Raw genomic sequence first — 24,840 nt, forward strand, 5'->3', positions numbered from 1 at the left:
CAAACAATTACTGAGGAGGATTTCTCTAATGGCTAAAGAAAAATTTGACCGTTCCAAAACACATGCTAACGTTGGTACAATCGGACACGTTGACCATGGTAAAACAACTTTAACTGCTGCAATCGCTACAGTTCTTTCTAAAAAAATGGGTGGAGTAGCTAAATCATACGCTGACATCGATAACGCTCCTGAAGAAAAAGAGCGCGGAATCACAATCAACACTTCTCACGTTGAATATGAAACAGAAACTCGTCACTACGCTCACGTAGACTGCCCAGGACATGCTGACTATGTTAAAAACATGATCACAGGTGCAGCTCAAATGGACGGCGGGATCCTAGTAGTATCTGCTGCTGATGGCCCAATGCCACAAACTCGTGAACACATTCTTTTATCTAAACAAGTAGGTGTTCCATACCTAGTTGTATTCATGAACAAATGTGATATGGTAGACGACGAAGAATTACTTGAATTAGTTGAAATGGAAGTTCGTGACCTTCTTTCTGAATACGATTTCCCAGGCGACGACATTCCAGTAATCAAAGGTTCTGCTCTTAAAGCTCTTGAAGGAGAGCCAGAATGGGAAGAAAAAATCGTTGAATTAATGGACGCTGTAGATAGCTATATCCCAACACCAGAACGTCAAACTGACAAACCATTCATGATGCCAGTTGAGGATGTATTCTCAATCACTGGTCGTGGTACAGTTGCTACAGGACGTGTTGAGCGTGGACAAGTTAAAATCGGTGACGTTGTAGACATCATCGGTATTACTGAAGAAGCAAAATCAACTACTGTGACTGGAGTTGAAATGTTCCGTAAACTTCTTGACTATGCAGAAGCTGGAGACAACATCGGTGCTCTTCTTCGTGGGGTTTCTCGTGAAGAGATCCAACGTGGTCAAGTTTTAGCTAAACCAGGTTCAATCACTCCACACACAGACTTCAAAGCTGAAGTTTATGTTCTTTCTAAAGAAGAGGGTGGACGTCATACTCCATTCTTCTCAAACTACCGTCCTCAGTTCTACTTCCGTACAACTGATGTAACTGGTGTTTGTAACTTACCAGAAGGCGTAGAAATGGTTATGCCTGGAGATAACATCGAAATGACTGTATCTCTAATCTCTCCAATCGCTATCGAAGAAGGTACTAAATTCTCTATCCGTGAGGGTGGACGTACTGTAGGCGCTGGTGTAGTTGCTACTATCACTAAGTAATCTATAATTAAATTATAAAATCCATCTCGTGACGACGAGGTGGATTTTTTTGTGCTTAAAAATGGTAAACTAATTTTAAAGGGGTGGTTCCATTGAGCGTAAAAGTATTTTTAATTGAAGATGACATGTCAATATTCGAGATGATACAGGATCGTTTTAAACAATGGGCATTAGAAGTTATAGGCCCATCAACTTTTCAGCGCGTAATGGATGATTTCATACAAGAAGCTCCACAGTTAGTTATAGTAGATATTCAGCTTCCGGCTTATGATGGATTTCATTGGTGTAGGCAAATAAGGGCAGTTTCTAAAGTACCGATTATATTTCTATCTTCTCGGGATCATCCAATGGATATGATCATGGCAATGCAAATTGGTGCAGATGATTTCGTACAAAAACCCTTTCATATGGATGTTTTACTTGCGAAGGTTCAGGCAATACTTCGAAGAACCTATGATTATGGGGAAGAGCAAAATGAAATGACAAGGTGGAACGGAGCGACGGTAGATTTTTCGAAAGGTGTTCTCTTAAGGAACGACCTCTCGGTAGAATTAACTAAAAACGAATTATTTATTTTGCGGGTTTTATTGCAATCTGTAGACAAGATTGTATCGCGCGATGAATTAATGAGAAAACTATGGGATGACGAGAGATTTGTTAATGATAATACTTTATCCGTTAACGTGAATCGTCTGCGTTTAAAATTAGAAGAGATTGGTTTGACTGATGTCATCCAAACCAAAAAAGGATTAGGTTATATGGCCATTTCAAAGGAGGGATAAACATGTTGCTGACATTTCTCAAAGAAAGAATATCGTGGATAATATTCTTTCTTACCCTCCAGGTTTGGTTGAACATTATATTAACCCTTGATGTTGCCTTTAAGGATGTCTCCTTACTTTATATAAATATGATAAATGCAATTGCTTTTTTATTGTTTCTAGTATGGCGATTTAGAAAAGAAACACAGTATATAAAAAGTCTACAAGAGAACCTGGGAGTGGAATCAAGTTTTGATCGACTCCAAGAAGTGTTTCCAGAAGGCAGTTCTAGCTTTGAAAAGAAAGTAACTGAGGTATTAGAGGATTGCTTTAGGATAGGAATAGACGAACTAAACGATTTAAAGGTTAAACACCTAGAGGAAGATGACCAAATTGTTTCATGGATTCATGAAGTGAAAACTCCATTAACAAGTATGAAGCTAATGATTGACTCCTTAGAGGATTCTAAAATGCAAAGAAAGCTAGAATTAGAATGGCTTAGAATTCATCTATTGCTAGATCAGCAGCTGCATCACACGAGACTATCCTCATTGGAAAAGGATTATATTATTGAGCAGGTAAACTTAAAAAAGGTAGTTTATCAGGAGATAAAAGAACTGCAGGGATGGTGTATTCAAAAGAATATTGGTTTTGACATAGATGATCTTCAAAAAACTGTCCTAACTGATCAAAAGTGGTTGGCATTTATACTAAGACAAATAATATCAAATGGTGTTAAGTACAGTAAAGAAAACAGCATTATTCAATTGTTTTTACGTAAAGATTCAGTCGGTCATCAACTTCTAACAATTCAAGATTTTGGTAGTGGTATTAGACAAGCGGATTTACCACGAATATTTAACAGGGCCTTCACAGGTACAACGGGACGTGAAACGAATGCCTCAACAGGAATGGGGCTATACCTAGCCAAAAATGCTGCAGACAAACTAGGTATAAAAATTAGTGTTCAGTCTAAGGTTAATGAAGGAACTTCCTTTATACTTCAATTTCCCTTGAAAAATGAAATGTCCAACATCTTAGGTAGGTGACAAAATTGTCATCTACTTTATTTATTCGTCATGTTAATCGAACGATTAAAGGAAGAAAACATTTTAAAATAAGGTTAATAAGGTATAGGAGGAAAATCCATGATCATATTAAGCGGTCGTAAAATAAAAAAAATATATGGAAAAAAATCTACAGCGCAGGAAGTTTTAAAGGGAATTGATTTAGAGGTTCAAGAAGGTGAGTTTGTAGGAATAATGGGACCATCCGGTTCTGGAAAAACTACGCTTCTTAATGTACTAGCTTCTATAGATCAAGCGACAGAAGGGGTTATTGAAATAGCAGGAAATAACTTGCGTAGAATGAAGGAAAAACAGTTATCTAATTTTAGAAGAGAACAATTAGGTTTCATTTTTCAAGATTATAATTTATTGGATACGCTAACTGTAAAAGAAAATATTCTGCTCCCTTTATCGATTAGTAAGGTAACGAAAAAAGAGGCTGAAGATCGTTTTCAAGAAATTATAAGGACTCTAGGAATAGAAGATATTATTCATAAGTATCCAAATGAGATTTCAGGGGGGCAAAAACAAAGAACTTCTGCGGGAAGAGCTTTAATTGGGAATCCAACCATTGTATTTGCGGATGAACCTACAGGGGCACTAGATTCTAAAGCAGCAAGCGCATTACTTACTAACATGGAAAAAATTAATAAGGATAAGAAAGTTACTATTATGATGGTAACACATGATCCGGTGGCAGCAAGTTTTTGCTCGCGTGTATTGTTTTTAAAGGATGGCCAGCTATATACAGAACTATACAAAGGGGAAAATAATCGCGGACAGTTCTTTCAGGAGATTATGAATACGCAAGGTGTGCTTGGTGGTGATGGTTATGACGCTTAGTCAGCTAGTTTTCCGTAGTATGAAAAAGAATATTAAGCATTACTACTTATACTTCTTTGCTTTAATCTTTAGTGTCACACTTTATTTTTCTTTCGTCACGCTTCAATATAATCCAAGCATAGTGGAAATATCGGTAGGCGTTAAAGTTACTGCAGGTTTAAAGGCCGCTTCTTACTTGTTGTTATTTGTAGTTGTTTTCTTTGTTTTATATGCTAATCGCTTATTTATGAAGAGAAGAAGTAAGGAAATAGGTTTATATCAGCTTATTGGTATGTCGAAAAGTTTAGTAACAAGATTGTTAGCATTGGAAAACACAATACTTTGGATTGGTGCTCTTAGTTTAGGGGTAATCATTGGATTCCTAACGTCTCGGATATTTGCAATGATTTTATTGAAGGTGCTGGAAAAGGATGTTTTAGTAGACCTTACCTTTTCAGTAGAGGCTTTACAAATGACAGTTTTAGTATTTTTAGTGTTGCTCATAGTAGTCCTGATACAAACGACGTTTACTATTAGAAGAGTTTCTTTAATAACGCTTTTCCATTCTACCGCTATTGCAGAGGAGAAAATAAAGAAATTTAGTGGTTTCCAAATGTTCCTTGGACTTTTAGGATTATTAATGATTGGATATGGTTACTACTTATCTACCTCCTTGTTTGAGGTATATTCGGAGAACGCAAATATGCTACTAATTAAAATGCTATCGATCTTAGGTTCGACCATTTTTGGTACATTCTTAGTCTTCCGTTTTTCAGTTGCATTTCTTATGAACTTAGCAAGAAAGCGAAAAAAAGGACATTTATCAATTGAAGATGTTCTTTCATTAACACCAATCATGCACAGAATGAAAGCAAATGCGATGTCCTTAACGACAATTACTGTTATATCGGCAACTGCTTTAGCAATACTTTGTTTATCTTATATCTCCTACTATTCTGCAGGTTCTATGGCAGAACGGAATGTTCCTTTTGATTTTATATTGTTAAATGAACATGGTGAAGCATTTTTAGAGGAACTAGATAACAAGGGAATTAGTTATAATAAAACCGAAATCGATCTACTGAATGCAGAAGTGGAGACTGCTGAGCTCTACGAAGCAGGCATTCCAGCTGGTATGGAGATGAATGCCAAAGGATTCTATCAACTGCTGAAACTTAGTGATGCACAAAAAATGTGGCCACAGCTTTCTTTGGAGGAGGGTGAGGGCTATGTGAGTGGCTATAGTAGTATGATGTCTGAAATTGTAAAGATAGAGAGTGATAAACCGGTAAGCATAACGACTTCTGAAGGTGATATCTCTTTACATATAAAAGAAGTCAAGGAAGAGTCACCTCTTGTTTATAAACTTACGGGTGCAGGAGTATCTTTTATAGTAACGGATCAGCAGTTTGAACAGCTCGCTAAGGATAGTATAATTGGTCAAAATACTATTTGGGAAAAACAAGTAGGCATTAATATAAAAGATTCCTCCAATCAAAAAGAAGCACAGTATATTTACGAGTCTACTACGAATGACGGTTATAATGAAGCAGCAAATAGTGATGGTTACAGTGAACACTTTCAGGTTGACTCGCAGGAAATGTATCGCTCTTCTACGCTAGATATGTTTGGTCTAGTTATATTTATTACAGGTTTTCTTGGATTAGCCTTCCTAGTGACTACAGGTAGTATTTTATACTTCAAACAAATGTCGGAGGCCGATGAAGAAAGAGAATCTTATACCATTCTTCGTAAAATCGGATTTACAACAAATGAACTAATGAGAGGAATCTATCGAAAGCAATTATTCAACTTTGGATTTCCATTAATCATTGGTTTAGCGCATAGCTATTTTGCTGTTAAATCGGGCTGGATGCTATTTGGTACAGAACTAGTAGCTCCTTTACTCATTACGATGGGAGTCTATATTATTCTTTACTCTGTATTTGCTATCCTTACGGTCGGATACTATAAAAAAGTAGTCAATGAATCACTATAGTCTGTATACAGAAAACTCTTTGTTTTACAACAAAGAGTTTTTCTTATTGACTTTTAAATGGATTAACTATAAACTTCTATCATATTAGCAATCTAGTGTGTGAAAGTGAGTGTTTTAAATGAATGCAGTATTGATAGCAGTTGCTGTTATGTTAATTCTGAGTTTACTTCGTATAAATGTAGTGTTCTCATTAATCATAGGTGCATTGGTAGGTGGGCTTACAGCTGGCTTATCGGTCACAGAAACGATAGAAGCGTTTACTGGAGGATTAGGTGCAGGAGCAACAATAGCGCTTAGCTACGGGCTCTTAGGAGGCTTTGCAGTTGCCATATCGAAGACAGGCATACCAGAGTTATTAGTGGCGGCAATTCTCAAGGTTGTCAGAAGGGAAGGGGATTCCCAAAAGACAGGTTTAGCTAAGGTATTAGTATTCTTATTGCTATTGATGATGGCTATTTTCTCGCAGAACTTAATACCGATTCATATCGCATTTATTCCATTATTAGTTCCACCTATTTTAAAAGTATTAAATATGCTCCAAATAGATCGTAGATTGATTGCATGTATTTTGGCATTTGGGTTAATTACCCCTTATATGTTCTTACCATATGGGTTCGGAGCGATTTATCAACAAATTGTGGCAACACAGATGGAGCTATCTGGTCTTACAGTTGCTTTAGAGGATATTCCTCGCGCGATGGCAGTACCAGCCTTAGGAATGGTTGTAGGGCTTGTTATGGCGTTTGTTTTATATAGAAAGCCAAGACAATACCGTCAAGAAGAAGTTAAAGTAGAAGGATTACAACTAAACGTTAAAAAAAGCAGCGTGTTCTTCACAATTATTTCGTTGATTGCGGCTTTGTATGCACAAATCGCAACCGACTCAATGATAGCAGGGGCTCTAGCTGGAATCACAATACTTTATGTAACAGGTGCTTTAAAATGGAAGGAAGCTGACCAGCTATTAACAGAAGGTATGCGTATGATGGCATTCGTAGGGTTTGTTATGATTACAGCAAACGGATTTGCTGCTGTCATCAGTTCAACTGGTCATGTAGAAAGTTTAGTAGAGGCATCTGCAGAATTATTAAAGGGTAATGTCAGCTTGGCTGTGTTAATTATGTTAGTAATTGGTTTAATCGTAACTTTGGGAATTGGCTCTTCCTTTGCCACCATTCCAATAATCGCAGCGATCTTTGTTCCTTTAGCATTAGAGTTAGGATTAAGCCCCTTAGCTACTATAGCTTTAATAGGGACTGCAGGTGCATTGGGGGATGCGGGTTCGCCGGCATCTGATTCCACACTTGGACCAACAGCTGGTTTAAGCGTTGACGGACAACATAATCATATTTGGGATACAGTAGTACCGACATTCATTTGCTACAATATACCGTTAATCATTTTTGGCTGGCTTGCAGTAGTATATGTACTATAAGAGAAAGAGCTCCTCTGGGGCTCTTTTTATATAGGGCAAGATAATAGATGACATTTCCCAATAATTATCGAGGGATACAATAGAGCAATCACTTTTCTTATCCGAGGAACTTCTACCATTCATTTCATTTGTAATTTAAATAAGAATTTTATATACTAGAAAACGGCTAAAAAAACGCATAGTTTAAATGAATATATAAATAGTTGAAGCATATAAAAAGAATTCAAGAAAAAGACTTGCATATTCTTTTTTTATTGTATATAATGTTGAATGTTGGTCTTTGACTGCGATGAAACGAGAGGTTACCGACACACCCGGCCGCTTTGCCATGGCGAGTGTACGGAAAATTTTCGTGGAGAATGTCTAGAAAATAGGCGAAAAGGAGGGAAAATAATGGCAAAACAAAAAATTCGTATTCGTTTAAAAGCGTATGATCACAGAATCCTGGATCAATCTGCTGAGAAAATTGTAGAAACTGCTAAACGTTCAGGTGCAAGTGTATCGGGTCCGATTCCACTTCCGACTGAAAGATCTGTGTATACGATTCTTCGTGCTGTTCATAAGTATAAAGATTCTCGTGAGCAATTCGAAATGCGTACGCATAAACGTCTTATCGATATCGTTAACCCAACACCACAAACTGTTGATGCGTTAATGAAGCTTGATTTACCATCTGGCGTTGATATTGAAATCAAACTTTAATGGTAAAAGATAAAAAACAACTAATTATTATAGGAGGTGTGACGGATGACCAAAGGAATCTTAGGTAGAAAAATCGGTATGACGCAAGTATTTGCTGAGAACGGTGACTTAATCCCTGTAACAGTTATTGAAGCTACTCCAAACGTAGTGCTTCAAAAGAAAACTGCAGAAACAGACGGTTACGAAGCGATTCAGTTAGGTTTTGAAGATAAGCGCGAAAAGCTTTCTAACAAACCTGCTAAAGGACACGTAGCTAAAGCTAGCACCGCTCCTAAGCGCTTCATCCGCGAATTCCGCGGCTTGGATACAGCTAATTACGAGGTTGGTCAAGAAGTCAACGTAGAAAGTTTTGCAGAAGGCGATGTAATTGATGTAACAGGTATTACTAAAGGTAAAGGTTTCCAAGGTGTTATTAAACGCCACGGACAATCTCGTGGACCAATGGCCCATGGATCTCGTTATCACCGTCGTCCAGGTTCAATGGGGCCAGTTGCTCCGAACCGTGTATTCAAACAAAAGAAATTACCTGGTCAAATGGGTGGACACACAGTAACAATCCAAAACTTACAAATCGTAAGAGTGGATGCTGAACGTAACCTATTATTAGTAAAAGGTAATGTTCCTGGTTCTCGTAAATCATTAGTAGTTGTTAAGGCTGCTATTAAATCGAAATAATTCTCTGAAGAAAGGAGGAAACAGGAATGACAAAAGTATCTTTATTCAATCAAGCAGGATCTTCTGTTGGGGAAATCGAGTTAAACGATAAAGTTTTCGGAATTGAACCAAACGAATCTGTGCTATTTGAAGCTATCATTTCTCAACGTGCTTCACTTCGTCAAGGTAATCACAAAGTGAAAAATCGTTCTGAAGTAGCTGGTGGTGGTCGTAAACCATGGAAGCAAAAAGGAACAGGTCGTGCTCGTCAAGGTTCGATCCGCTCTCCACAATGGCGTGGCGGTGGTACTGTATTTGGTCCAGTTCCACGTAGCTATAGCTATAAATTACCTAAGAAAGTACGTCGTTTAGCTCTTCTTTCAGCTCTTTCATCTAAAGTGCGTGAAGAAAGCATCGTAGTACTTGAAGGGTTAGCATTTGATGCTCCAAAAACAAAAGAATTTGTGAAAGTGTTATCTAACCTTTCAATCAATAAAAAAGCGTTAGTAGTAACTGCTGATTTAGATGAAAACGTAGCATTAGCTGCTCGTAACATCCCTGGAATCACAGTTGTGTCTGCAACAGGCATTAACGTATTAGATTTAGTTGGTCACGATAAATTAGTGATGACTAAAGCTGCAGTAGAAAAAGTAGAGGAGGTGCTTGGTTAATGGAAGCACGTGATATTATTAAACGTCCGGTCATTACCGAGCGTTCTTCTGAAGTAATGGCAGATAAAAAGTACACTTTCGAAGTGGACACTCGCGCTAACAAAACACAAGTTAAATATGCAGTTGAAGAAATCTTTGGAGTAGATGTTGAAAAAGTTAACATCATGAACTACAAAGGTAAATTCAAACGCGTAGGTAAATTTGGCGGTTATACTAACAAACGTCGTAAAGCGATTGTTACATTAACTACAGACAGCAAAGAAATCGAGTTATTCGAAATTTAATCCTTTAACAAGGAATTAATAATCAAGAAGGAGGGAATAAAATGGCGATTAGAAAGTATAAACCAACGACAAACGGACGTCGTAACATGACTTCACTTGACTACGCTGAAATCACAACGAACAAGCCTGAGAAATCACTTCTTGCTCCTGTTAAGCGTAAAGGCGGCCGTAACAATCAAGGTAAAATTACTGTTCGTCATCATGGTGGTGGACACAAACGCCAATACCGCGTAATTGATTTCAAACGAAACAAAGACGGTATTCCAGCACGTGTTGCTACTATTGAATATGATCCAAACCGTTCTGCAAACATCGCATTACTAAATTATGCTGATGGGGAAAAACGTTATATCCTAGCTCCTAAAGGCTTAGAAGTTGGAATGACAATCGTGTCAGGTCCAGAAGCTGATATTAAAGTAGGTAACGCACTTCCATTGCAAAACATTCCAATGGGTACTACTATCCATAACATCGAAATGAAACCTGGTAAAGGTGGTCAGTTAGTTCGTTCTGCTGGTACATCTGCTCAATTATTAGGTAAAGAAGGTAAGTACGTTATCGTACGTTTACAATCTGGTGAAGTTCGTTTAATCCTAGGTGTTTGCCGCGCTACTGTTGGTGAAGTAGGAAATGAACAACATGAACTTGTAAACATCGGTAAAGCAGGTCGTAATCGTTGGTTAGGTAAACGCCCAACTGTACGTGGATCTGTAATGAACCCTAACGACCATCCACACGGTGGTGGTGAAGGACGTACTCCAATCGGACGTAAGTCTCCAATGTCTCCATGGGGTAAACCAACTCTTGGATACAAAACTCGTAGCAAGAAAAACAAATCCGACAAACTTATTATTCGTCGTCGTAAAAAATAAAGTGGTTTTACTACGGTTCAAAGAACGAGCCGTGGTGCAATCACAGAGGGAGGTTTCAGCATGGGTCGTAGCTTGAAAAAAGGACCTTTCGCAGACGATCATTTATTGAAAAAGGTCGATGCACAAAAGGACTCTGAGAAAAAACAAGTGATTAAGACTTGGTCTCGCCGTTCAACAATTTTCCCTACTTTTATCGGATTAACAATCGCAGTATATGACGGACGTAAACATGTACCGGTATACGTGACTGAAGATATGGTAGGTCATAAACTAGGCGAGTTTGCACCAACACGCGCTTATAAAAGTCATGGTGCAGATGATAAGAAAACAAGACGCTAATTTGAGAGGAGGTCATTCAAATGTCACAAGCAAAAGCTATTGCTAAAACAGTGCGCATTGCTCCTCGTAAGGTAAGATTAGTCGTTGATTTAATCAGAGGTAAGCAAGTCGGTGAAGCAGTTGCAATTTTACAACTTACTCCTAAAGCAGCATCTCCTGTTGTTGAGAAAGTATTAAAATCTGCTATTGCAAACGCTGAGCACAATTATGATTTAGATATTAACAACCTAGTTGTTTCTGAAGTATTTGTTGATGAAGGTCCAACATTGAAACGTTTCCGTCCACGTGCGATGGGTCGTGCAAGTGCTATCAACAAACGTACAAGCCACATTACTGTAGTGGTATCTGAGAAGAAGGAGGGATAATTCGTGGGTCAAAAAGTTCATCCAATAGGAATGCGAGTTGGGATCATTCGTGACTGGGAGTCAAAATGGTACGCTGGTAAAGACTATGCAAACTTACTTCATGAAGATTTAAAAATTCGTAAGTATATCGAAACTCGTTTAAAAGATGCTTCAGTTTCTACTGTAGAAATCGAACGTGCTGCTAAACGTGTTAACATCACTATTCACACTGCGAAACCAGGAATGGTAATCGGTAAAGGTGGTACTGAAGTCGAAGCACTTCGTAAACACTTGAACGATATCACTGGCAAGCGTGTACACATCAACATCGTAGAAATTAAAAGAGCTGACCTTGATGCTAAATTAGTAGCTGAAAGTATTGCACGCCAATTAGAAGGCCGCGTATCTTTCCGTCGTGCTCAAAAACAAGCAATTCAACGCACAATGCGTGCTGGCGCTAAAGGTATTAAAACTCAAGTATCTGGACGCTTAGGCGGCGCTGACATTGCGCGTGCTGAACATTACAGCGAAGGAACTGTACCACTTCATACATTACGTGCAGATATCGATTATGCACATGCTGAAGCTGACACTACTTACGGTAAGTTAGGCGTTAAAGTATGGATCTATCGTGGTGAAGTCCTTCCAGTTAAGAAGAACTCTGAGGAAGGAGGCAAATAATATGTTAATGCCTAAACGCGTTAAATATCGTCGCGAACACCGTGGGAAAATGCGTGGTGAAGCAAAAGGCGGTAAAGAAATAGCATTCGGTGAGTTTGGTTTACAAGCAACTGAAGCTAGCTGGATTACAAGTCGTCAAATTGAATCAGCTCGTATTGCAATGACACGTTACATGAAACGTGGCGGTAAAGTATGGATTAAAATCTTCCCACATAAACCTTATACGAAAAAGCCTCTAGAGGTTCGTATGGGATCCGGTAAAGGTGCTCCTGAAGGTTGGGTAGCTGTAGTTAAACCAGGGAAAATTATGTTTGAAATTGCTGGCGTATCTGAAGAGGTAGCTCGCGAAGCTTTACGCTTAGCATCTCATAAGCTTCCTATTAAATGTAAGATAGTTAAACGTCAAGAAATTGGTGGTGAATCTAATGAAAGCTAATGACATCCGTGAACTTACTACTGCAGAAATTGAACAAAAGGTAAAATCACTGAAAGAAGAGCTTTTCAACCTTCGCTTCCAATTGGCGACTGGTCAATTAGAAAACACAGCTCGCATTCGTGAAGTTCGTAAGGCGATTGCACGTATGAAAACTGTGATTCGCGAAAGAGAAATCAGTGCAAACAACTGATAAAGGAGGTTTTCAGGCATGACTGAGCGTAATCAACGCAAAGTATACACTGGCCGTGTAGTTTCTGACAAAATGGAAAAAACTATTACTGTTTTAGTTGAGACTCATAAAAAACACAAATTATACGGTAAGCGTGTAAAATATTCTAAGAAATTTAAGGCTCATGATGAGCAAAACGAAGCCCAAATCGGCGATATCGTCCGTATCATGGAAACTCGTCCGCTATCAGCTACAAAACGTTTCCGTTTACTGGAAGTTGTAGAAAAAGCGGTTATTATCTAATAATAAATTTCGGAACTAATTAATTCCGGAGGGAGGTAACCTAAGTGATCCAACAAGAAACTCGTATGAAAGTTGCAGACAACTCAGGTGCACGTGAAGTTTTAACAATAAAAGTACTTGGTGGTACTGGACGTAAGACTGCTAATATCGGCGATATCGTCGTATGTACAGTTAAGAAAGCAACACCAGGTGGCGTTGTCAAGAAGGGTGACGTAGTTAAAGCAGTTATCGTTCGCACTAAAAGCGGCGTACGCCGTAAAGACGGAACTTATATCAAATTTGATGAGAATGCATGCGTTATTATCAAAGACGATAAAGGACCGCGTGGAACTCGTATTTTCGGACCTGTTGCGCGTGAACTACGTGACAGCAACTTCATGAAAATCGTATCTTTAGCTCCAGAAGTTCTTTAATTATCATGAAAGTGCCAATCAAGGAGGTGCGACAAGAATGCATGTTAAAAAAGGCGACAAAGTAATGGTGATCTCGGGTAAAGACAAAGGGAAAACAGGCGTTATCCTTACAGCTTATCCGAAGAAAGACCGTGTTTTAGTTGAAGGTGTCAACATCATCAAAAAACACATGAAGCCAAACCAAGCTAATCCGCAAGGAGGAATTGAGAGCCGTGAGGCTGCAATTCACGTATCGAATGTTATGTTAATCGACCCAAAAACTGGCGAGCCGACTCGCGTAGGTTATAAAGTAGAAGATGGCAAAAAAGTTCGTGTTGCGAAAAAATCTGGTGAAATTATTAAATAAGTAAAGAGAAAGGAGGTACACACATGAACCGCCTAAAAGAAAAGTATCTTAAGGAAGTTTCTCCTGCTCTAATGAGCAAGTTTGAATATAGTTCAGTAATGCAAGTTCCTAAAGTTGATAAAATTGTTATCAACATGGGTGTGGGTGATGCTGTATCTAATACAAAAGCACTTGATGCTGCTGTTGAAGAATTACAAATTATTTCAGGTCAAAAACCTGTAGTTACGAAAGCTAAAAAATCGATCGCTGGATTCCGTCTACGTGAAGGTATGCCAATCGGTGCAAAAGTTACATTACGCGGAGAGCGTATGTATGACTTTTTGGATAAATTAATCTCTATCTCTCTTCCACGTGTACGTGACTTCCGTGGTGTTTCTAAAAAAGCATTTGACGGTCGCGGTAACTACACTTTAGGAGTAAAAGAGCAATTAATCTTCCCTGAAATCGATTATGATAAAGTTTCGAAAGTACGCGGTATGGACATCGTAATTGTAACAACTGCGAACTCTGACGAAGAAGCTCGTGAGTTATTAACACAGTTCGGTATGCCATTCCAAAAGTAAAATAAGGGAGGCGAAAACGTGGCTAAAAAATCAATGATCGTTAAACAACAACGTACGCCAAAGTTCAAAGTGCAAGAATACACACGCTGTGAGCGTTGTGGACGTCCGCACTCTGTATATCGTAAATTTAAGCTTTGCCGTATTTGTTTCCGTGAACTTGCATACAAGGGACAAATTCCTGGCGTTAAAAAAGCAAGCTGGTAATCCCCTATAACTGGGAAGGAGGTAAATGTAATGACAATGTCAGATCCAATTGCAGATATGCTAACACGCATTCGTAATGCTAACATGGTTCGTCACGAGAAATTAGAAATTCCTGCTTCAAACTTGAAAAAGGAAATCGCTGAAATTTTAAAACGCGAAGGTTTCATCCGTGACGTTGAATATGTAGAAGATAGCAAACAAGGAATCATCCGTATCTTCTTAAAATATGGTCAAAACGACGAGCGCGTTATCACTGGTTTGAAACGTATTTCAAAACCTGGTCTACGCGTTTACGCTAAAACAAACGAAGTGCCTAAAGTATTGAACGGTTTAGGAATTGCTTTAGTTTCTACTTCAAATGGTTTATTAACAGATAAAGAAGCTCGCGCTAAACAAGTTGGCGGAGAAATCGTAGCTTACGTTTGGTAATAATCAACAAACGAATGGAGGTGCAACAAAATGTCTCGAGTAGGTAAAAAACCAATAGAGGTTCCTGCTAACGTTACTGTTACAGTTAGCGCTGATAACTCAGTAGTCGTTAAAGGACCAAAAGGTGAATTAACAAATTCTTTTAACCAAGATATCAAGATTGAACAAGAAGGTAATGTTATTACTTTAGTTCGTCCTTCAGATTCTAAAGAACACCGTACAATCCATGGCACAACTCGTGCTTTATTAGCAAACATGATTACTGGTGTTTCTGAAGGATTTGCACGTGGACTTGAATTAGTTGGGGTTGGTTACCGTGCACAATTACAAGGTAAGAAACTTGTACTTAACGTAGGGTACTCTCATCCAGTTGAATTCACTCCTGAAGATGGACTTGAAGTTGAAGTTCCTTCTAATACAAAAGTTATCGTTCGCGGTATTAACAAAGAACGCGTTGGTGCATTAGCATCTAACATCCGTCAAGTTCGCCCACCTGAGCCTTATAAAGGTAAAGGTATTCGCTATGAAGGTGAAGTTGTACGCCGCAAAGAAGGTAAAACAGGTAAATAATGCATTGCGCATTAGAAAGGAGTGACTACTGTGATTACGAAACAAGACAAAAATCAAGTTCGTAAGAAACGTCATGCACGTGTTCGTACAAAAATCACGGGTACTACTGAACGTCCTCGTTTAAATGTATTCCGTTCTAATAAACACTTATACGCTCAACTTATTGATGATGCACAAGGTGTAACAATCGTAAGTGCATCAACTATGGACAAAGATTTCAATGGCACAGCTGGAAACGTTGAAGCTGCTAAATTGATCGGAGAAACAATCGCTAAACGCGCTACTGAAAAGAACATTAAATCTGTTGTATTCGACCGTGGCGGTTACTTATATCATGGACGTGTTAAAGCGTTAGCTGAAGCTGCACGTGAAAACGGCTTAGAATTTTAAGAAGAAGGAGGGACATATTTCATGCGTGGTATTGACCCAAACAAACTTGAACTTGAAGAACGCGTAGTAACAATTAATCGTGTTGCTAAAGTTGTAAAAGGTGGACGTCGTTTCCGTTTTACTGCATTAGTAGTAGTTGGAGACAAAAACGGACATGTAGGATTTGGTACTGGGAAAGCTCAAGAGGTTCCAGATGCTATCCGTAAAGCAGTTGAAGATGCGAAGAAAAACCTAATTGAAGTACCAAGAGTTGGCGGAACTACTCCTCACCAAGTAATTGGTCGCTTTGGAGCTGGATCTATTCTAGTTAAACCAGCAGCACCAGGTACTGGAGTTATCGCTGGAGGACCGGTTCGTGCGGTTCTTGAATTAGCTGGTATTACTGATATTCTTTCGAAATCACTTGGATCTAACACACCAATTAACATGGTTCGTGCTACAGTACAAGGTTTAAATCAACTAAAACGTGCTGAGGACGTTGCTAAATTACGTGGTAAATCAGTAGAAGAACTGTTAGGATAAGGGGGGAAATTACAATGGCAACTAAATTAGAAATCACCCTTACTAAAAGCTTGATTGGTGCAAAACCAAATCAACGCAAAACAGCAGAAGCTCTTGGATTACGTAAACTTCATCAAACAGTTGAGCACCAAGACAACGCCGCTATCCGCGGAATGGTTGGCAAAGTAGCTCACTTAGTAACTTTGAAAGAAATTTAAGGTTTATTTTAAGAATAAGGAGGTGCCACCATATGAAACTTCATGAGTTAAAACCAGCAGAAGGATCTCGCTCTACACGTAACCGCGTAGGTCGTGGTATCGGTTCTGGTAATGGTAAAACTGCAGGTAGAGGTCATAAAGGTCAGAATTCTCGTTCAGGCGGAGGAGTACGTCCAGGATTTGAAGGGGGTCAAAACCCTTTATTCCGTCGTTTACCAAAACGTGGATTTACTAACATCAACCGTAAAGAATATGCAATTGTGAACCTTGACACATTAAATCGTTTCGAAGAAGGCACAGAAGTTACACCTGCTCTATTGATTGAAACAGGTGTTGTGAGTAGTGAAAAATCTGGTATTAAGATCTTAGGTAATGGAACTCTTGAGAAGAAACTATCAGTAAAAGCTCACAAATTCTCTGCGACAGCAAAAGAAGCAATCGAGAATGCTGGCGGACAAACTGAGGTGGTTTAATGTTTCAGACAATCTCCAACTTTATGCGTGTGAGAGATATTCGAAATAAAATCATTTTTACCTTATTGATGCTAATCGTGTTTCGTATTGGGACATTTGTTCCAGTACCTCACGTTAATGCAGATGCGTTAAAGCAAACCGATGAATTAGGTTTGATTGGTTTCTTAAATACATTTGGTGGTGGAGCACTTGCTAACTTCTCTATTTTAGCAATGGGTATCATGCCATATATTACAGCATCAATCATCGTTCAGTTGTTACAAATGGACGTTGTTCCGAAGTTTACAGAGTGGGCAAAACAAGGTGAAGTCGGAAGACGGAAGCTTGCTCAATTTACTCGTTACTTCACAATTGTTTTAGCTTTTATACAAGCGATTGCTATGTCATATGGGTTTAACCAAATGTATAGCGGTTCTTTGATAAAAGATGAAGGAATCATGACCTACTTAACCATCGCAATCGTATTAACTGCAGGTACTGCATTCTTAATGTGGTTAGGTGAGCAAATCACCTCTAAAGGCGTGGGTAATGGTATTTCCGTGATTATCTTCGCAGGGATTGTTGCAGCTATTCCAAACGGTATAAACCAATTGTATGCTCAACAAATTCAAGATGCTGGTGATGCTTTATTCATCAACATCGTGATTATTATCTTGCTTTTATTGGCAATCATTGCTGTTACAGTAGGAGTTATTTACGTTCAACAAGCGTTGCGTAAAATTCCTATTCAATATGCAAAACGTGTTGCGGGCTCTTCTCAAACTGGAGGTCAACAAACACATTTACCTTTAAAAGTTAATGCTGCGGGAGTTATCCCAGTAATCTTTGCATCTGCGTTCCTTATGGCTCCGCAGTCTATCATTTTGTTCTTTGGTGAGAACAAAACGACAGAATTTATTAGAAATATGTTAGATTACACTCAGCCAGTAGGTATGATCATTTATGTTGCTTTGATAGCTGCCTTTACATATTTCTATGCGTTCATTCAGGTGAACCCGGAAAATGTAGCAGACAACTTGAAAAAGCAAGGTGCGTATATTCCAGGTATCCGTCCGGGGATAAACACACAAAATTACTTAACAAGCGTCTTATACCGTTTAACATTTGTAGGTGCTATTTTCTTAGCAGTAATCTCTATTATGCCATTATTATTTGTAAAGTTTGCTGGTTTACCACAATCTATACAAATTGGCGGAACAAGTCTGCTAATCATTGTTGGGGTAGCCCTTGAAACAATGAAACAATTAGAATCGCAATTAGTTAAACGTCACTATAAAGGCTTTATGAAATAATGTCGGTTTTTAGGAACGGTTAGAGTTCCTAAAAATCAACAAATAGTCCTGGGGGGCATTTCCGTATGAATATCGTTTTAATGGGTCTGCCTGGTGCCGGTAAAGGTACACAAGCAGATAAAATTGTTGAGAAGTACGCAATCCCTCATATTTCTACAGGCGACATGTTTCGTGCAGCTATTAAAGAAGGCACGGAGCTTGGTTTAAAAGCAAAATCGTTTATGGATCAAGGTGCATTAGTACCCGATGAAGTTACGATTGGTATTGTTCGTGAAAGATTAAGTAAACCAGATTGCGATCAAGGATTCCTATTAGATGGTTTCCCACGTACAGTTCCTCAAGCTGAAGCTTTAGATGCTTTACTTTCGGATCTAGGGAAATCTATTGAGCATGTGCTTAATATTCAAGTAGAACAAGAAGAATTGATTAAACGTCTAACAGGTCGTCGTATTTGTAAAGAGTGCGGCACTGCTTATCATCTTGTTTTCAACCCACCTGCTAAAGATGGTGTTTGTGACAAAGATGGAGGAGAGCTTTATCAGCGTGCGGACGATAATCCCGAAACGGTGACAAACCGTCTGGAAGTAAATATGAAGCAAACACAACCTTTGCTTGATTTTTATCAGAACAAAGGTGTTTTAAGTAATTTAGATGGCCAGCAAGATATTAAAGTAGTCTTCGCTGACATCGATGCTCTGTTACAGGGCAACCGCATCTAAGAGCCCGGTGCCCGTCGCAGACGACTGAATATCCGGGTAGTATGCAAAGAACGTAAACGTTTTTTTCGAGAGCTGCAAAAGCATATTGCGCCCGGTATACGAACTGGATGAACTTGAAATGTGTTAACAGCGAGGACCCCCTAGTCCACGTGCATTTTGATTTCTGAAAGGGTATAATGGGTTTCGTGGAAAGCATTAATCGAACGGGTACTATGGAACTCATCCAACACATTCGTACGAACATGTTGACATGAGGGAGACAGGTTTCTACCAGTCAGTCTACTCGGTGGATTGCGTTAAAACGAAACCTTACGAGTGTCTTTCGAACATCTCTCATGATTTCCAAACATATGCTTAAAACGAATAGTTTCGTTCATTTTGAGGCTATACTACAGCAAATTACGTTTGAATATTGATGAGAACCTGATTTGTATATAGAAGGGAGACAGGGTTGATGGCGAAAGATGATGTAATTGAAGTCGAAGGAACAGTTGTTGAGACTTTGCCAAACGCGATGTTTAAGGTAGAATTAGAAAACGGTCATACGATACTTGCGCATGTATCGGGTAAAATTCGTATGCACTTTATCCGCATTTTACCTGGAGATAAAGTCACAATTGAACTTTCTCCTTACGATTTAACTCGCGGTCGTATCACGTACCGTTTTAAATAATCTTTTGCACTCCGGACTACTAAGGAGGTTGGGTTAGATGAAAGTGAGACCATCTGTGAAGCCGATCTGCGAAAAATGTAAAGTAATTCGCCGACGCGGTAAAGTAATGGTAATCTGTGAAAATCCTAAACACAAACAAAGACAAGGATAATAAGAAGGAGGTGCACGACACATATGGCACGTATTGCTGGTGTTGACATTCCACGCGATAAACGCGTTGTTATTGCATTAACATACATTTTCGGAATTGGTAAAACTACGTCACAAAAAGTATTAGCGGAAGCTGGTATCTCTGAAGAGACTCGCGTTCGTGATCTTACTGAAGACGAGCTAAACAAAATCCGTGAACAAATCGGTGTATACAAAGTAGAAGGTGACCTTCGTCGTGAAGTATCACTAAACATTAAACGTCTGATGGAAATCGGTTCATTCCGAGGAATCCGTCATCGTCGCGGCTTACCAGTACGCGGACAAAATACGAAGAACAATGCACGTACTCGTAAAGGTCCACGTAAAACAGTAGCTAACAAGAAAAAATAATCGGTAAAGGAGGTTTCTTCTTAACATGGCACGTAAACAACAAACACGTAAGCGTCGTGTGAAAAAGAATATCGAATCCGGTATTGCTCACATTCGCTCAACATTTAACAACACTATTGTGACTATAACAGACATGCAAGGTAACGCACTTTCTTGGTCAAGTGCTGGAGCTCTTGGATTCAGAGGTTCTCGTAAATCTACTCCATTCGCTGCACAAATGGCTGCTGAAACTGCTGCTAAAACTTCAATGGAACATGGTTTAAAAACTTTAGAAGTAACTGTTAAAGGCCCTGGTGCTGGTCGTGAAGCGGCAATCCGCGCACTTCAAGCTGCAGGTCTAGAAGTTACAGCAATTAAAGACGTAACACCAGTACCACATAATGGTTGCCGTCCACCAAAACGTCGTCGCGTTTAATAGGTGATCCTCAATATGTTTGAGAACATCATTTATTGTACAGACTGAGGTTGTGCAACACAGCAATCAGTTAAACGATCGAATTCATGATGGAAAGAACCTATACATTCGATGTTTTGAGGGAGGGTAAATTGGAATGATCGAAATTGAAAAACCAAAGATTGAAAGTGTAGAAATCAGCGAAAATGCCAAGTTTGGTAAATTTGTTGTAGAACCGCTTGAACGTGGCTATGGAAATACTTTGGGCAATTCTTTACGTCGTATCCTTCTGTCTTCTTTACCAGGAGCCGCAGTTACTTCTATTCAAATTGATGGCGTTTTACACGAGTTTTCAACTATTGAAGGCGTAGTGGAAGATGTAGCATCTATTATTATGAATGTGAAAAAACTAGCTCTTAAAATCTACTCTGATGAAGAAAAAGTCATAGAGATAGATGTAAAAGGAGAAGGAACTATTACAGCAGCTGACATTACTCATGACAGTGACGTGGAGATTTTAAATCCGGAGCTTTATATTGCTACAATCGGCAAAAATGGTCATTTCCGTATGCGTATGTACGCAGGGCGAGGCCGTGGCTACACTCCTGCTGATCAAAACAAACGTGAGGATCTTCCTATCGGCGTAATCCCGATCGACTCTATTTATACTCCAGTTTCACGCGTTAATTTTCAAGTGGAAAACACTCGTGTTGGACAAATGTCTAACTACGATAAATTAACTCTTGATGTGTGGACAGATGGCAGCACCGGTCCAAAAGAGGCGATTTCGCTTGGAGCAAAAATACTAACAGAGCACTTGAACATTTTTGTAGGGATGACAGATGAGGCTCAAACTGCGGAAATCATGGTCGAAAAAGAAGAAGATCAAAAAGAAAAAGTTTTAGAGATGACTATTGAAGAACTTGATCTTTCTGTTCGTTCTTATAACTGCTTGAAGCGTGCAGGTATTAATACAGTACTTGAACTTGCTAGCAAGTCAGAAGACGATATGATGAAAGTAAGAAACCTTGGACGTAAATCTTTAGAAGAAGTAAGAGCTAAGTTAGATGAGCTTGGCTTAGGATTACGTAAAGAAGACTAAGCGATTTTTGATATAGCTAGATATGAACTATTCACCAAAGGAGGGAAACATCCATGGGTTACAGAAAACTTGGACGTACAAGTTCTCAACGTAAGGCGATGTTACGTGACTTAACAACTGACCTAATTATTCATGAGCGTCTTCAAACAACTGAAGCACGTGCAAAAGAATTACGTTCTGTTGTTGAAAAAATGATCACTTTAGGTAAACGCGGAGACTTGCACGCTCGTCGTCAAGCAGCTGCATACATTCGTCGTGAAGTAGTTACTACTACTGATGAAGAAGGCGAAGAATCAACAACTTTTGCTTTGCAAAAATTGTTTGATGATGTAGCACCACGTTATGCAGATCGCCAAGGCGGTTATACTCGTATTATGAAAGTTGGACCTCGTCGCGGAGACGGAGCACCAGTTGTAGTAATTGAGTTAGTTTAATTTAATGGATCAGTCGTTTATTCGATTGCTAAGTTAAAATTCAAAGCTGAAGAGGGATGTTGGTGTTGCTACCACCCTCTTCTTTTTTCAAACAGATTTATACGACATTATAAAAGCTGAGTGTTATGATGAGCGGACTTTCATTAGTAGCGTCTCGTCTAGCTCTACGCACCTCATTTTCTGACTGGTCTTGAGCAACCAGTCTAGAAATAAGTTATAGAAGAGCGCATTTCTCCAAATGAGGTGCGCGCTTTTTTAATTTGTCTATAAATTTGTTAATATGGAGTTAAGCTGAGCAGAGTTTAGTTAAGGGAGGTTAAGGGCATGAAAGCAGAAATTATTTCCTTACAGGATGTAACATATACCTATTCCGAAGAAAATACTAATATCAAACCCGCAATACATAATGTGTCATTTTCTATAGGTGAAAGCGAATGGGTTGCTATTGTAGGTCACAATGGATCTGGTAAATCCACGTTAGCCCGATTAATGAATGGTCTTCTATTTCCTCAGAAGGGAAAGGTGCGTATTTTTGGTGAGACGTTAACGATGGAAAATCTTTGGGAAACTAGATCGAAAATGGGCATGGTATTTCAAAACCCCGATAACCAATTCGTTGGGGCTACTGTCCAGGACGATGTAGCATTTGCCCTAGAGAATAATGGGATCCCCTTTGAGGAAATGGTAGAACGAGTACGACGATCATTAGCAAAGGTCAATATGCAGGATTTTATGAATAGCGAGCCACATCATCTGTCAGGTGGCCAAAAGCAAAGGGTTGCTATAGCGGGTGCTATTGCGATGCAGCCACGCATTTTATTGTTAGATGAAGCAACCTCCATGCTAGATCCGCAAGGGAAGGAAGAGGTGCTGTCAACGGTTCGTCAGCTAAGAGAAGAAACGGATCTGACGGTTATCTCCATAACGCACGATTTAGAGGAAACCTTGCTTGCAGATAGAGTTATTATGATGAATCAGGGTGAGAAATATGTAGAGGATACTCCAAAAGGTATTTTCGAGCGTGGGCAAGAATTAGTGGACTTAGGTTTAGATTTGCCATTTGCGATGAAAATGTCCAAGCTTATAAAAGCTCAAGGGATATCCCTAATCGCAGAACATATGTCAGAAGAAGAGTTGGTGAACGATTTATGGACATCACACTTCAACAAGTAAGCTATGCTTATGCAAAAGATACCCCTTTTGAAAAAAAGGCCTTGTTTGATGTGGATTTGAATATACCTTCTGGCTCTTATCAAGCTATTATAGGGCACACTGGCTCAGGAAAGTCTACTGTGTTGCAGCATTTGAATGCCTTATTAAAGCCTACGGAAGGTACCGTTAGGATAGGAGAGATAGAGGTCCAAGGTAAAAAGAAAAATAAACAATTGCGTGCAGTGCGCCAAAAAGTAGGCATAGTGTTTCAATTTCCAGAGCATCAGTTGTTTGACGAAACAGTACTCAAGGACATTATGTTTGGTCCTATGAACTATGGTGTACCAGAGGCTGAAGCTAAGGCACGTGCAGTAGAATTGGTTAAGCTACTAGGATTACCTGAAGAGGTCATGGAAAAATCTCCATTTGACTTATCTGGTGGCCAAATGAGACGCGTCGCTATAGCAGGAGTTCTAGCCATGAACCCAGAAGTCCTAGTACTGGATGAGCCGACCGCTGGTTTAGATCCAAGGGGTCGTAAGGAAATCATGGACCTCTTTTATCGCATTCATCAAGAGAAGGGAATAACGACTATCCTCGTGACGCACAGCATGGAAGATGCAGCTAGATACGCAGATCGAATAGCAATCATGTATAGAGGGAAATGTGTGTTGCAAGGCACTCCGGAAGAGGTTTTTGAAAATGAAACTCGTTTAAAAGATTATCAGTTGGAGCTGCCACAAACAGTAAAGTTTCAAAGGAAATTAGAACAAATGATGGGCAGAAGGCTACCGATTCTCTGTTTAACAGAGGAAGTATTGGCGATAGAAATGGCGCACCTGTTAAAAAAGGGGTGTGAGGACGAATGTTAGAAAAAATGATTTTTGGTCGTTACATACCTGGGGATTCATTAATTCACCGCTTAGATGCCAGAGCTAAATTAATCTTTGTTTTCTTATTTATCGCCGTGGTTTTCATCGCGAATAATTGGATCACATATGGAATATTGGTGTTATTTACTTTTTTAATAATCCGTATGTCAAAAATAAGATTATACTTTCTAATCAATGGTTTAAAACCTGTCGTTTTTTTGATAATCTTTACATTCTTATTGCATATAATTTTCACTCGAGAGGGCGCTCTTATTTTTGAATGGAAGTTTATAAAAATCTATGAGGAGGGTTTGAAGCAGGGGATATTCATATCTATCCGTTTCTTCGTACTCGTTATACTAACATCCATTTTAACGCTCACTACAACGCCTATATCGATTACTGATGCTTTAGAGATACTTCTGAACCCCTTAAAGAAATGGAAGCTCCCAGTGCATGAATTAGCGCTTATGATGTCAATCTCCTTAAGGTTCATCCCAACACTTATGGATGAAACTGATAAGATTATGAAAGCGCAGATGGCCAGAGGGTCGGATATGACTTCAGGAAGTATGAAAGAGCGAATGAATGCTATTGTGCCGTTGCTGATTCCGCTATTTGTGAGTGCTTTTAAACGAGCTGAGGATTTGGCGACAGCTATGGAGGTTCGCGGCTATAAAGGTGGCGAAGGTAGAACAAGATATCGCAAGCTAGAGTGGAGGAAAAAGGATACGGCAATTCTAGTTGTACTTGTCCTTTTAGCAGTTATACTTGTTTATTTTAGACAGTAATAGGAGGTA

38 protein-coding genes are annotated in these 24,840 nt (G+C 39.1%); all 38 read left to right on the forward strand.

Translation table 11 applies throughout. The features are described from left to right. Positions 1 to 28 precede the first annotated feature (28 nt). The 38 genes from tuf to H9650_RS13160 all read left to right on the forward strand — a co-directional run bounded on the left by tuf (position 29) and on the right by H9650_RS13160 (position 24,831). Positions 29 to 1,216 (forward strand): elongation factor Tu, encoded by a 1,188-nt coding sequence (gene tuf / locus H9650_RS12975; protein ID WP_144540964.1) that lies wholly within the window; start codon positions 29 to 31, stop codon positions 1,214 to 1,216. Between the two features lie 92 nt (positions 1,217 to 1,308). Then, entirely contained in the window at positions 1,309 to 1,998 is a 690-nt protein-coding gene (locus tag H9650_RS12980; RefSeq protein WP_191697391.1) for a response regulator transcription factor, read from the forward strand. Between the two features lie 2 nt (positions 1,999 to 2,000). Then, positions 2,001 to 3,026, forward strand: coding sequence for a sensor histidine kinase (locus tag H9650_RS12985; protein ID WP_144540968.1), 1,026 nt, complete (start codon positions 2,001 to 2,003; stop codon positions 3,024 to 3,026). A 99-nt stretch (positions 3,027 to 3,125) separates the two neighbouring features. Further along, on the forward strand, positions 3,126 to 3,887 hold the full coding sequence (locus tag H9650_RS12990; RefSeq protein ID WP_191697392.1) for an ABC transporter ATP-binding protein: 762 nt from the start codon (positions 3,126 to 3,128) through the stop codon (positions 3,885 to 3,887). After that, entirely contained in the window at positions 3,877 to 5,865 is a 1,989-nt protein-coding gene (locus H9650_RS12995; RefSeq protein ID WP_191697393.1) for an FtsX-like permease family protein, read from the forward strand. The genes H9650_RS12990 and H9650_RS12995 overlap by 11 nt, the downstream gene beginning before the upstream one ends. A gap of 118 nt (positions 5,866 to 5,983) precedes the next feature. Beyond that, positions 5,984 to 7,300 carry a Na+/H+ antiporter family protein gene (locus H9650_RS13000; RefSeq protein ID WP_151112050.1) on the forward strand — a complete coding sequence of 439 codons (1,317 nt, stop codon included), beginning with the start codon at positions 5,984 to 5,986 and terminating at the stop codon, positions 7,298 to 7,300. Positions 7,301 to 7,693: 393 nt separating this feature from the next. Beyond that, positions 7,694 to 8,002, forward strand: coding sequence for a 30S ribosomal protein S10 (gene rpsJ / locus H9650_RS13005; RefSeq protein WP_042478628.1), 309 nt, complete (start codon positions 7,694 to 7,696; stop codon positions 8,000 to 8,002). A 45-nt stretch (positions 8,003 to 8,047) separates the two neighbouring features. Next, entirely contained in the window at positions 8,048 to 8,677 is a 630-nt protein-coding gene (rplC, locus tag H9650_RS13010) for a 50S ribosomal protein L3 (RefSeq protein ID WP_144540976.1), read from the forward strand. A 26-nt stretch (positions 8,678 to 8,703) separates the two neighbouring features. Beyond that, positions 8,704 to 9,327 carry a 50S ribosomal protein L4 gene (gene rplD / locus H9650_RS13015; protein WP_144540978.1) on the forward strand — a complete coding sequence of 208 codons (624 nt, stop codon included), beginning with the start codon at positions 8,704 to 8,706 and terminating at the stop codon, positions 9,325 to 9,327. Continuing rightward, on the forward strand, positions 9,327 to 9,611 hold the full coding sequence (rplW, locus tag H9650_RS13020) for a 50S ribosomal protein L23 (protein WP_144540980.1): 285 nt from the start codon (positions 9,327 to 9,329) through the stop codon (positions 9,609 to 9,611). Before rplD ends, rplW begins: the two co-directional genes overlap by 1 nt. Positions 9,612 to 9,652: 41 nt before the next feature. Next, positions 9,653 to 10,483, forward strand: coding sequence for a 50S ribosomal protein L2 (rplB, locus tag H9650_RS13025; protein WP_144540982.1), 831 nt, complete (start codon positions 9,653 to 9,655; stop codon positions 10,481 to 10,483). Between the two features lie 60 nt (positions 10,484 to 10,543). Beyond that, a complete protein-coding gene (gene rpsS, locus H9650_RS13030) occupies positions 10,544 to 10,822 on the forward strand; it encodes a 30S ribosomal protein S19 (RefSeq protein ID WP_090567829.1) in 279 nt (92 codons plus the stop codon). Positions 10,823 to 10,842: 20 nt separating this feature from the next. Next, entirely contained in the window at positions 10,843 to 11,187 is a 345-nt protein-coding gene (gene rplV, locus H9650_RS13035) for a 50S ribosomal protein L22 (RefSeq protein WP_144540983.1), read from the forward strand. Positions 11,188 to 11,190: 3 nt separating this feature from the next. Then, positions 11,191 to 11,847, forward strand: a complete 657-nt coding sequence (rpsC, locus tag H9650_RS13040; RefSeq protein ID WP_144540985.1) for a 30S ribosomal protein S3 — start codon at positions 11,191 to 11,193, stop codon at positions 11,845 to 11,847. A 1-nt stretch (position 11,848) separates the two neighbouring features. Beyond that, the gene (gene rplP / locus H9650_RS13045; protein WP_144540987.1) at positions 11,849 to 12,283 is read left to right on the forward strand and encodes a 50S ribosomal protein L16; all 435 of its coding nucleotides are present in this window, start codon (positions 11,849 to 11,851) and stop codon (positions 12,281 to 12,283) included. Then, positions 12,273 to 12,473 (forward strand): 50S ribosomal protein L29, encoded by a 201-nt coding sequence (gene rpmC, locus H9650_RS13050; protein ID WP_053591325.1) that lies wholly within the window; start codon positions 12,273 to 12,275, stop codon positions 12,471 to 12,473. Before rplP ends, rpmC begins: the two co-directional genes overlap by 11 nt. An 18-nt stretch (positions 12,474 to 12,491) precedes the next feature. After that, positions 12,492 to 12,755 (forward strand): 30S ribosomal protein S17, encoded by a 264-nt coding sequence (gene rpsQ, locus H9650_RS13055; RefSeq protein ID WP_144540989.1) that lies wholly within the window; start codon positions 12,492 to 12,494, stop codon positions 12,753 to 12,755. A gap of 44 nt (positions 12,756 to 12,799) precedes the next feature. Beyond that, the gene (gene rplN / locus H9650_RS13060) at positions 12,800 to 13,168 is read left to right on the forward strand and encodes a 50S ribosomal protein L14 (protein ID WP_053591327.1); all 369 of its coding nucleotides are present in this window, start codon (positions 12,800 to 12,802) and stop codon (positions 13,166 to 13,168) included. A gap of 37 nt (positions 13,169 to 13,205) precedes the next feature. After that, positions 13,206 to 13,514 carry a 50S ribosomal protein L24 gene (rplX, locus tag H9650_RS13065; RefSeq protein WP_144540991.1) on the forward strand — a complete coding sequence of 103 codons (309 nt, stop codon included), beginning with the start codon at positions 13,206 to 13,208 and terminating at the stop codon, positions 13,512 to 13,514. A gap of 23 nt (positions 13,515 to 13,537) precedes the next feature. Beyond that, positions 13,538 to 14,077 (forward strand): 50S ribosomal protein L5, encoded by a 540-nt coding sequence (gene rplE / locus H9650_RS13070; protein ID WP_144540993.1) that lies wholly within the window; start codon positions 13,538 to 13,540, stop codon positions 14,075 to 14,077. 18 nt (positions 14,078 to 14,095) lie between these two features. After that, a complete protein-coding gene (gene rpsN, locus H9650_RS13075; RefSeq protein WP_053591330.1) occupies positions 14,096 to 14,281 on the forward strand; it encodes a 30S ribosomal protein S14 in 186 nt (61 codons plus the stop codon). A gap of 30 nt (positions 14,282 to 14,311) precedes the next feature. Then, complete coding sequence (rpsH, locus tag H9650_RS13080; RefSeq protein WP_144540995.1) at positions 14,312 to 14,710, forward strand: 30S ribosomal protein S8; 399 nt, start codon at positions 14,312 to 14,314, stop codon at positions 14,708 to 14,710. A 30-nt stretch (positions 14,711 to 14,740) separates the two neighbouring features. Next, positions 14,741 to 15,280: a 50S ribosomal protein L6 gene (gene rplF / locus H9650_RS13085; protein ID WP_144540997.1), complete on the forward strand. Its 540-nt coding sequence runs from the start codon at positions 14,741 to 14,743 to the stop codon at positions 15,278 to 15,280. Between the two features lie 30 nt (positions 15,281 to 15,310). Continuing rightward, positions 15,311 to 15,670 carry a 50S ribosomal protein L18 gene (gene rplR, locus H9650_RS13090; RefSeq protein ID WP_144540999.1) on the forward strand — a complete coding sequence of 120 codons (360 nt, stop codon included), beginning with the start codon at positions 15,311 to 15,313 and terminating at the stop codon, positions 15,668 to 15,670. A 21-nt stretch (positions 15,671 to 15,691) separates the two neighbouring features. After that, positions 15,692 to 16,192: a 30S ribosomal protein S5 gene (gene rpsE, locus H9650_RS13095; protein WP_144541001.1), complete on the forward strand. Its 501-nt coding sequence runs from the start codon at positions 15,692 to 15,694 to the stop codon at positions 16,190 to 16,192. 14 nt (positions 16,193 to 16,206) lie between these two features. Then, positions 16,207 to 16,389 carry a 50S ribosomal protein L30 gene (rpmD, locus tag H9650_RS13100; protein WP_144541003.1) on the forward strand — a complete coding sequence of 61 codons (183 nt, stop codon included), beginning with the start codon at positions 16,207 to 16,209 and terminating at the stop codon, positions 16,387 to 16,389. A 32-nt stretch (positions 16,390 to 16,421) separates the two neighbouring features. After that, a complete protein-coding gene (rplO, locus tag H9650_RS13105; RefSeq protein WP_144541006.1) occupies positions 16,422 to 16,862 on the forward strand; it encodes a 50S ribosomal protein L15 in 441 nt (146 codons plus the stop codon). Continuing rightward, positions 16,862 to 18,154, forward strand: a complete 1,293-nt coding sequence (secY, locus tag H9650_RS13110; RefSeq protein WP_144541008.1) for a preprotein translocase subunit SecY — start codon at positions 16,862 to 16,864, stop codon at positions 18,152 to 18,154. Before rplO ends, secY begins: the two co-directional genes overlap by 1 nt. Before the next feature lie 65 nt (positions 18,155 to 18,219). Next, entirely contained in the window at positions 18,220 to 18,873 is a 654-nt protein-coding gene (locus tag H9650_RS13115) for an adenylate kinase (RefSeq protein ID WP_144541010.1), read from the forward strand. Positions 18,874 to 19,327: 454 nt separating this feature from the next. After that, entirely contained in the window at positions 19,328 to 19,546 is a 219-nt protein-coding gene (gene infA, locus H9650_RS13120; protein ID WP_016429904.1) for a translation initiation factor IF-1, read from the forward strand. A 37-nt stretch (positions 19,547 to 19,583) separates the two neighbouring features. After that, entirely contained in the window at positions 19,584 to 19,697 is a 114-nt protein-coding gene (rpmJ, locus tag H9650_RS13125) for a 50S ribosomal protein L36 (protein WP_003247619.1), read from the forward strand. 23 nt (positions 19,698 to 19,720) lie between these two features. Next, complete coding sequence (gene rpsM, locus H9650_RS13130; protein ID WP_090567879.1) at positions 19,721 to 20,086, forward strand: 30S ribosomal protein S13; 366 nt, start codon at positions 19,721 to 19,723, stop codon at positions 20,084 to 20,086. A 25-nt stretch (positions 20,087 to 20,111) separates the two neighbouring features. After that, positions 20,112 to 20,501 (forward strand): 30S ribosomal protein S11, encoded by a 390-nt coding sequence (gene rpsK / locus H9650_RS13135; protein WP_053591340.1) that lies wholly within the window; start codon positions 20,112 to 20,114, stop codon positions 20,499 to 20,501. Between the two features lie 136 nt (positions 20,502 to 20,637). Then, positions 20,638 to 21,582: a DNA-directed RNA polymerase subunit alpha gene (locus tag H9650_RS13140; protein ID WP_144541012.1), complete on the forward strand. Its 945-nt coding sequence runs from the start codon at positions 20,638 to 20,640 to the stop codon at positions 21,580 to 21,582. Positions 21,583 to 21,635: 53 nt separating this feature from the next. Beyond that, the gene (gene rplQ, locus H9650_RS13145) at positions 21,636 to 22,016 is read left to right on the forward strand and encodes a 50S ribosomal protein L17 (protein WP_144541014.1); all 381 of its coding nucleotides are present in this window, start codon (positions 21,636 to 21,638) and stop codon (positions 22,014 to 22,016) included. Between the two features lie 324 nt (positions 22,017 to 22,340). After that, a complete protein-coding gene (locus tag H9650_RS13150) occupies positions 22,341 to 23,189 on the forward strand; it encodes an energy-coupling factor ABC transporter ATP-binding protein (protein ID WP_151112054.1) in 849 nt (282 codons plus the stop codon). Beyond that, positions 23,165 to 24,040, forward strand: coding sequence for an energy-coupling factor ABC transporter ATP-binding protein (locus tag H9650_RS13155; RefSeq protein WP_191697394.1), 876 nt, complete (start codon positions 23,165 to 23,167; stop codon positions 24,038 to 24,040). Before H9650_RS13150 ends, H9650_RS13155 begins: the two co-directional genes overlap by 25 nt. Next, positions 24,034 to 24,831 (forward strand): energy-coupling factor transporter transmembrane component T family protein, encoded by a 798-nt coding sequence (locus tag H9650_RS13160; RefSeq protein ID WP_144541020.1) that lies wholly within the window; start codon positions 24,034 to 24,036, stop codon positions 24,829 to 24,831. The genes H9650_RS13155 and H9650_RS13160 overlap by 7 nt, the downstream gene beginning before the upstream one ends. The last annotated feature ends 9 nt before the right edge of the window (positions 24,832 to 24,840 follow it).

The organism is Psychrobacillus faecigallinarum (assembly GCF_014836595.1).
Taxonomy (GTDB): Bacteria; Bacillota; Bacilli; order Bacillales_A; family Planococcaceae; genus Psychrobacillus; species Psychrobacillus faecigallinarum.

What these genes read in the sequence shown, in the direction of transcription:
- H9650_RS13160 (WP_144541020.1), top strand. Translation starts at nt 24,034, where the DNA reads ATGTTAGAAAAAATGATTTTTGGTCGTTACATACCTGGGGATTCATTA.
- rpsQ (WP_144540989.1), top strand. Translation starts at nt 12,492, where the DNA reads ATGACTGAGCGTAATCAACGCAAAGTATACACTGGCCGTGTAGTTTCT.
- H9650_RS13155 (WP_191697394.1), top strand. Translation starts at nt 23,165, where the DNA reads ATGGACATCACACTTCAACAAGTAAGCTATGCTTATGCAAAAGATACC.
- rplB (WP_144540982.1), top strand. Translation starts at nt 9,653, where the DNA reads ATGGCGATTAGAAAGTATAAACCAACGACAAACGGACGTCGTAACATG.
- rplF (WP_144540997.1), top strand. Translation starts at nt 14,741, where the DNA reads ATGTCTCGAGTAGGTAAAAAACCAATAGAGGTTCCTGCTAACGTTACT.
- rplX (WP_144540991.1), top strand. Translation starts at nt 13,206, where the DNA reads ATGCATGTTAAAAAAGGCGACAAAGTAATGGTGATCTCGGGTAAAGAC.
- rplQ (WP_144541014.1), top strand. Translation starts at nt 21,636, where the DNA reads ATGGGTTACAGAAAACTTGGACGTACAAGTTCTCAACGTAAGGCGATG.
- rpsJ (WP_042478628.1), top strand. Translation starts at nt 7,694, where the DNA reads ATGGCAAAACAAAAAATTCGTATTCGTTTAAAAGCGTATGATCACAGA.
- rpmD (WP_144541003.1), top strand. Translation starts at nt 16,207, where the DNA reads ATGGCAACTAAATTAGAAATCACCCTTACTAAAAGCTTGATTGGTGCA.
- H9650_RS13150 (WP_151112054.1), top strand. Translation starts at nt 22,341, where the DNA reads ATGAAAGCAGAAATTATTTCCTTACAGGATGTAACATATACCTATTCC.
- H9650_RS13000 (WP_151112050.1), top strand. Translation starts at nt 5,984, where the DNA reads ATGAATGCAGTATTGATAGCAGTTGCTGTTATGTTAATTCTGAGTTTA.
- rpsH (WP_144540995.1), top strand. Translation starts at nt 14,312, where the DNA reads ATGACAATGTCAGATCCAATTGCAGATATGCTAACACGCATTCGTAAT.
- rplD (WP_144540978.1), top strand. Translation starts at nt 8,704, where the DNA reads ATGACAAAAGTATCTTTATTCAATCAAGCAGGATCTTCTGTTGGGGAA.
- rpsM (WP_090567879.1), top strand. Translation starts at nt 19,721, where the DNA reads ATGGCACGTATTGCTGGTGTTGACATTCCACGCGATAAACGCGTTGTT.
- H9650_RS12985 (WP_144540968.1), top strand. Translation starts at nt 2,001, where the DNA reads ATGTTGCTGACATTTCTCAAAGAAAGAATATCGTGGATAATATTCTTT.
- rplE (WP_144540993.1), top strand. Translation starts at nt 13,538, where the DNA reads ATGAACCGCCTAAAAGAAAAGTATCTTAAGGAAGTTTCTCCTGCTCTA.
- rpsS (WP_090567829.1), top strand. Translation starts at nt 10,544, where the DNA reads ATGGGTCGTAGCTTGAAAAAAGGACCTTTCGCAGACGATCATTTATTG.
- H9650_RS13115 (WP_144541010.1), top strand. Translation starts at nt 18,220, where the DNA reads ATGAATATCGTTTTAATGGGTCTGCCTGGTGCCGGTAAAGGTACACAA.
- rpmC (WP_053591325.1), top strand. Translation starts at nt 12,273, where the DNA reads ATGAAAGCTAATGACATCCGTGAACTTACTACTGCAGAAATTGAACAA.
- tuf (WP_144540964.1), top strand. Translation starts at nt 29, where the DNA reads ATGGCTAAAGAAAAATTTGACCGTTCCAAAACACATGCTAACGTTGGT.
- rpsE (WP_144541001.1), top strand. Translation starts at nt 15,692, where the DNA reads ATGCGTGGTATTGACCCAAACAAACTTGAACTTGAAGAACGCGTAGTA.
- rplO (WP_144541006.1), top strand. Translation starts at nt 16,422, where the DNA reads ATGAAACTTCATGAGTTAAAACCAGCAGAAGGATCTCGCTCTACACGT.
- rpsK (WP_053591340.1), top strand. Translation starts at nt 20,112, where the DNA reads ATGGCACGTAAACAACAAACACGTAAGCGTCGTGTGAAAAAGAATATC.
- H9650_RS12990 (WP_191697392.1), top strand. Translation starts at nt 3,126, where the DNA reads ATGATCATATTAAGCGGTCGTAAAATAAAAAAAATATATGGAAAAAAA.
- H9650_RS12995 (WP_191697393.1), top strand. Translation starts at nt 3,877, where the DNA reads ATGACGCTTAGTCAGCTAGTTTTCCGTAGTATGAAAAAGAATATTAAG.
- rplW (WP_144540980.1), top strand. Translation starts at nt 9,327, where the DNA reads ATGGAAGCACGTGATATTATTAAACGTCCGGTCATTACCGAGCGTTCT.
- rplC (WP_144540976.1), top strand. Translation starts at nt 8,048, where the DNA reads ATGACCAAAGGAATCTTAGGTAGAAAAATCGGTATGACGCAAGTATTT.
- rplP (WP_144540987.1), top strand. Translation starts at nt 11,849, where the DNA reads ATGTTAATGCCTAAACGCGTTAAATATCGTCGCGAACACCGTGGGAAA.
- rpmJ (WP_003247619.1), top strand. Translation starts at nt 19,584, where the DNA reads ATGAAAGTGAGACCATCTGTGAAGCCGATCTGCGAAAAATGTAAAGTA.
- rplV (WP_144540983.1), top strand. Translation starts at nt 10,843, where the DNA reads ATGTCACAAGCAAAAGCTATTGCTAAAACAGTGCGCATTGCTCCTCGT.
- secY (WP_144541008.1), top strand. Translation starts at nt 16,862, where the DNA reads ATGTTTCAGACAATCTCCAACTTTATGCGTGTGAGAGATATTCGAAAT.
- infA (WP_016429904.1), top strand. Translation starts at nt 19,328, where the DNA reads ATGGCGAAAGATGATGTAATTGAAGTCGAAGGAACAGTTGTTGAGACT.
- H9650_RS13140 (WP_144541012.1), top strand. Translation starts at nt 20,638, where the DNA reads ATGATCGAAATTGAAAAACCAAAGATTGAAAGTGTAGAAATCAGCGAA.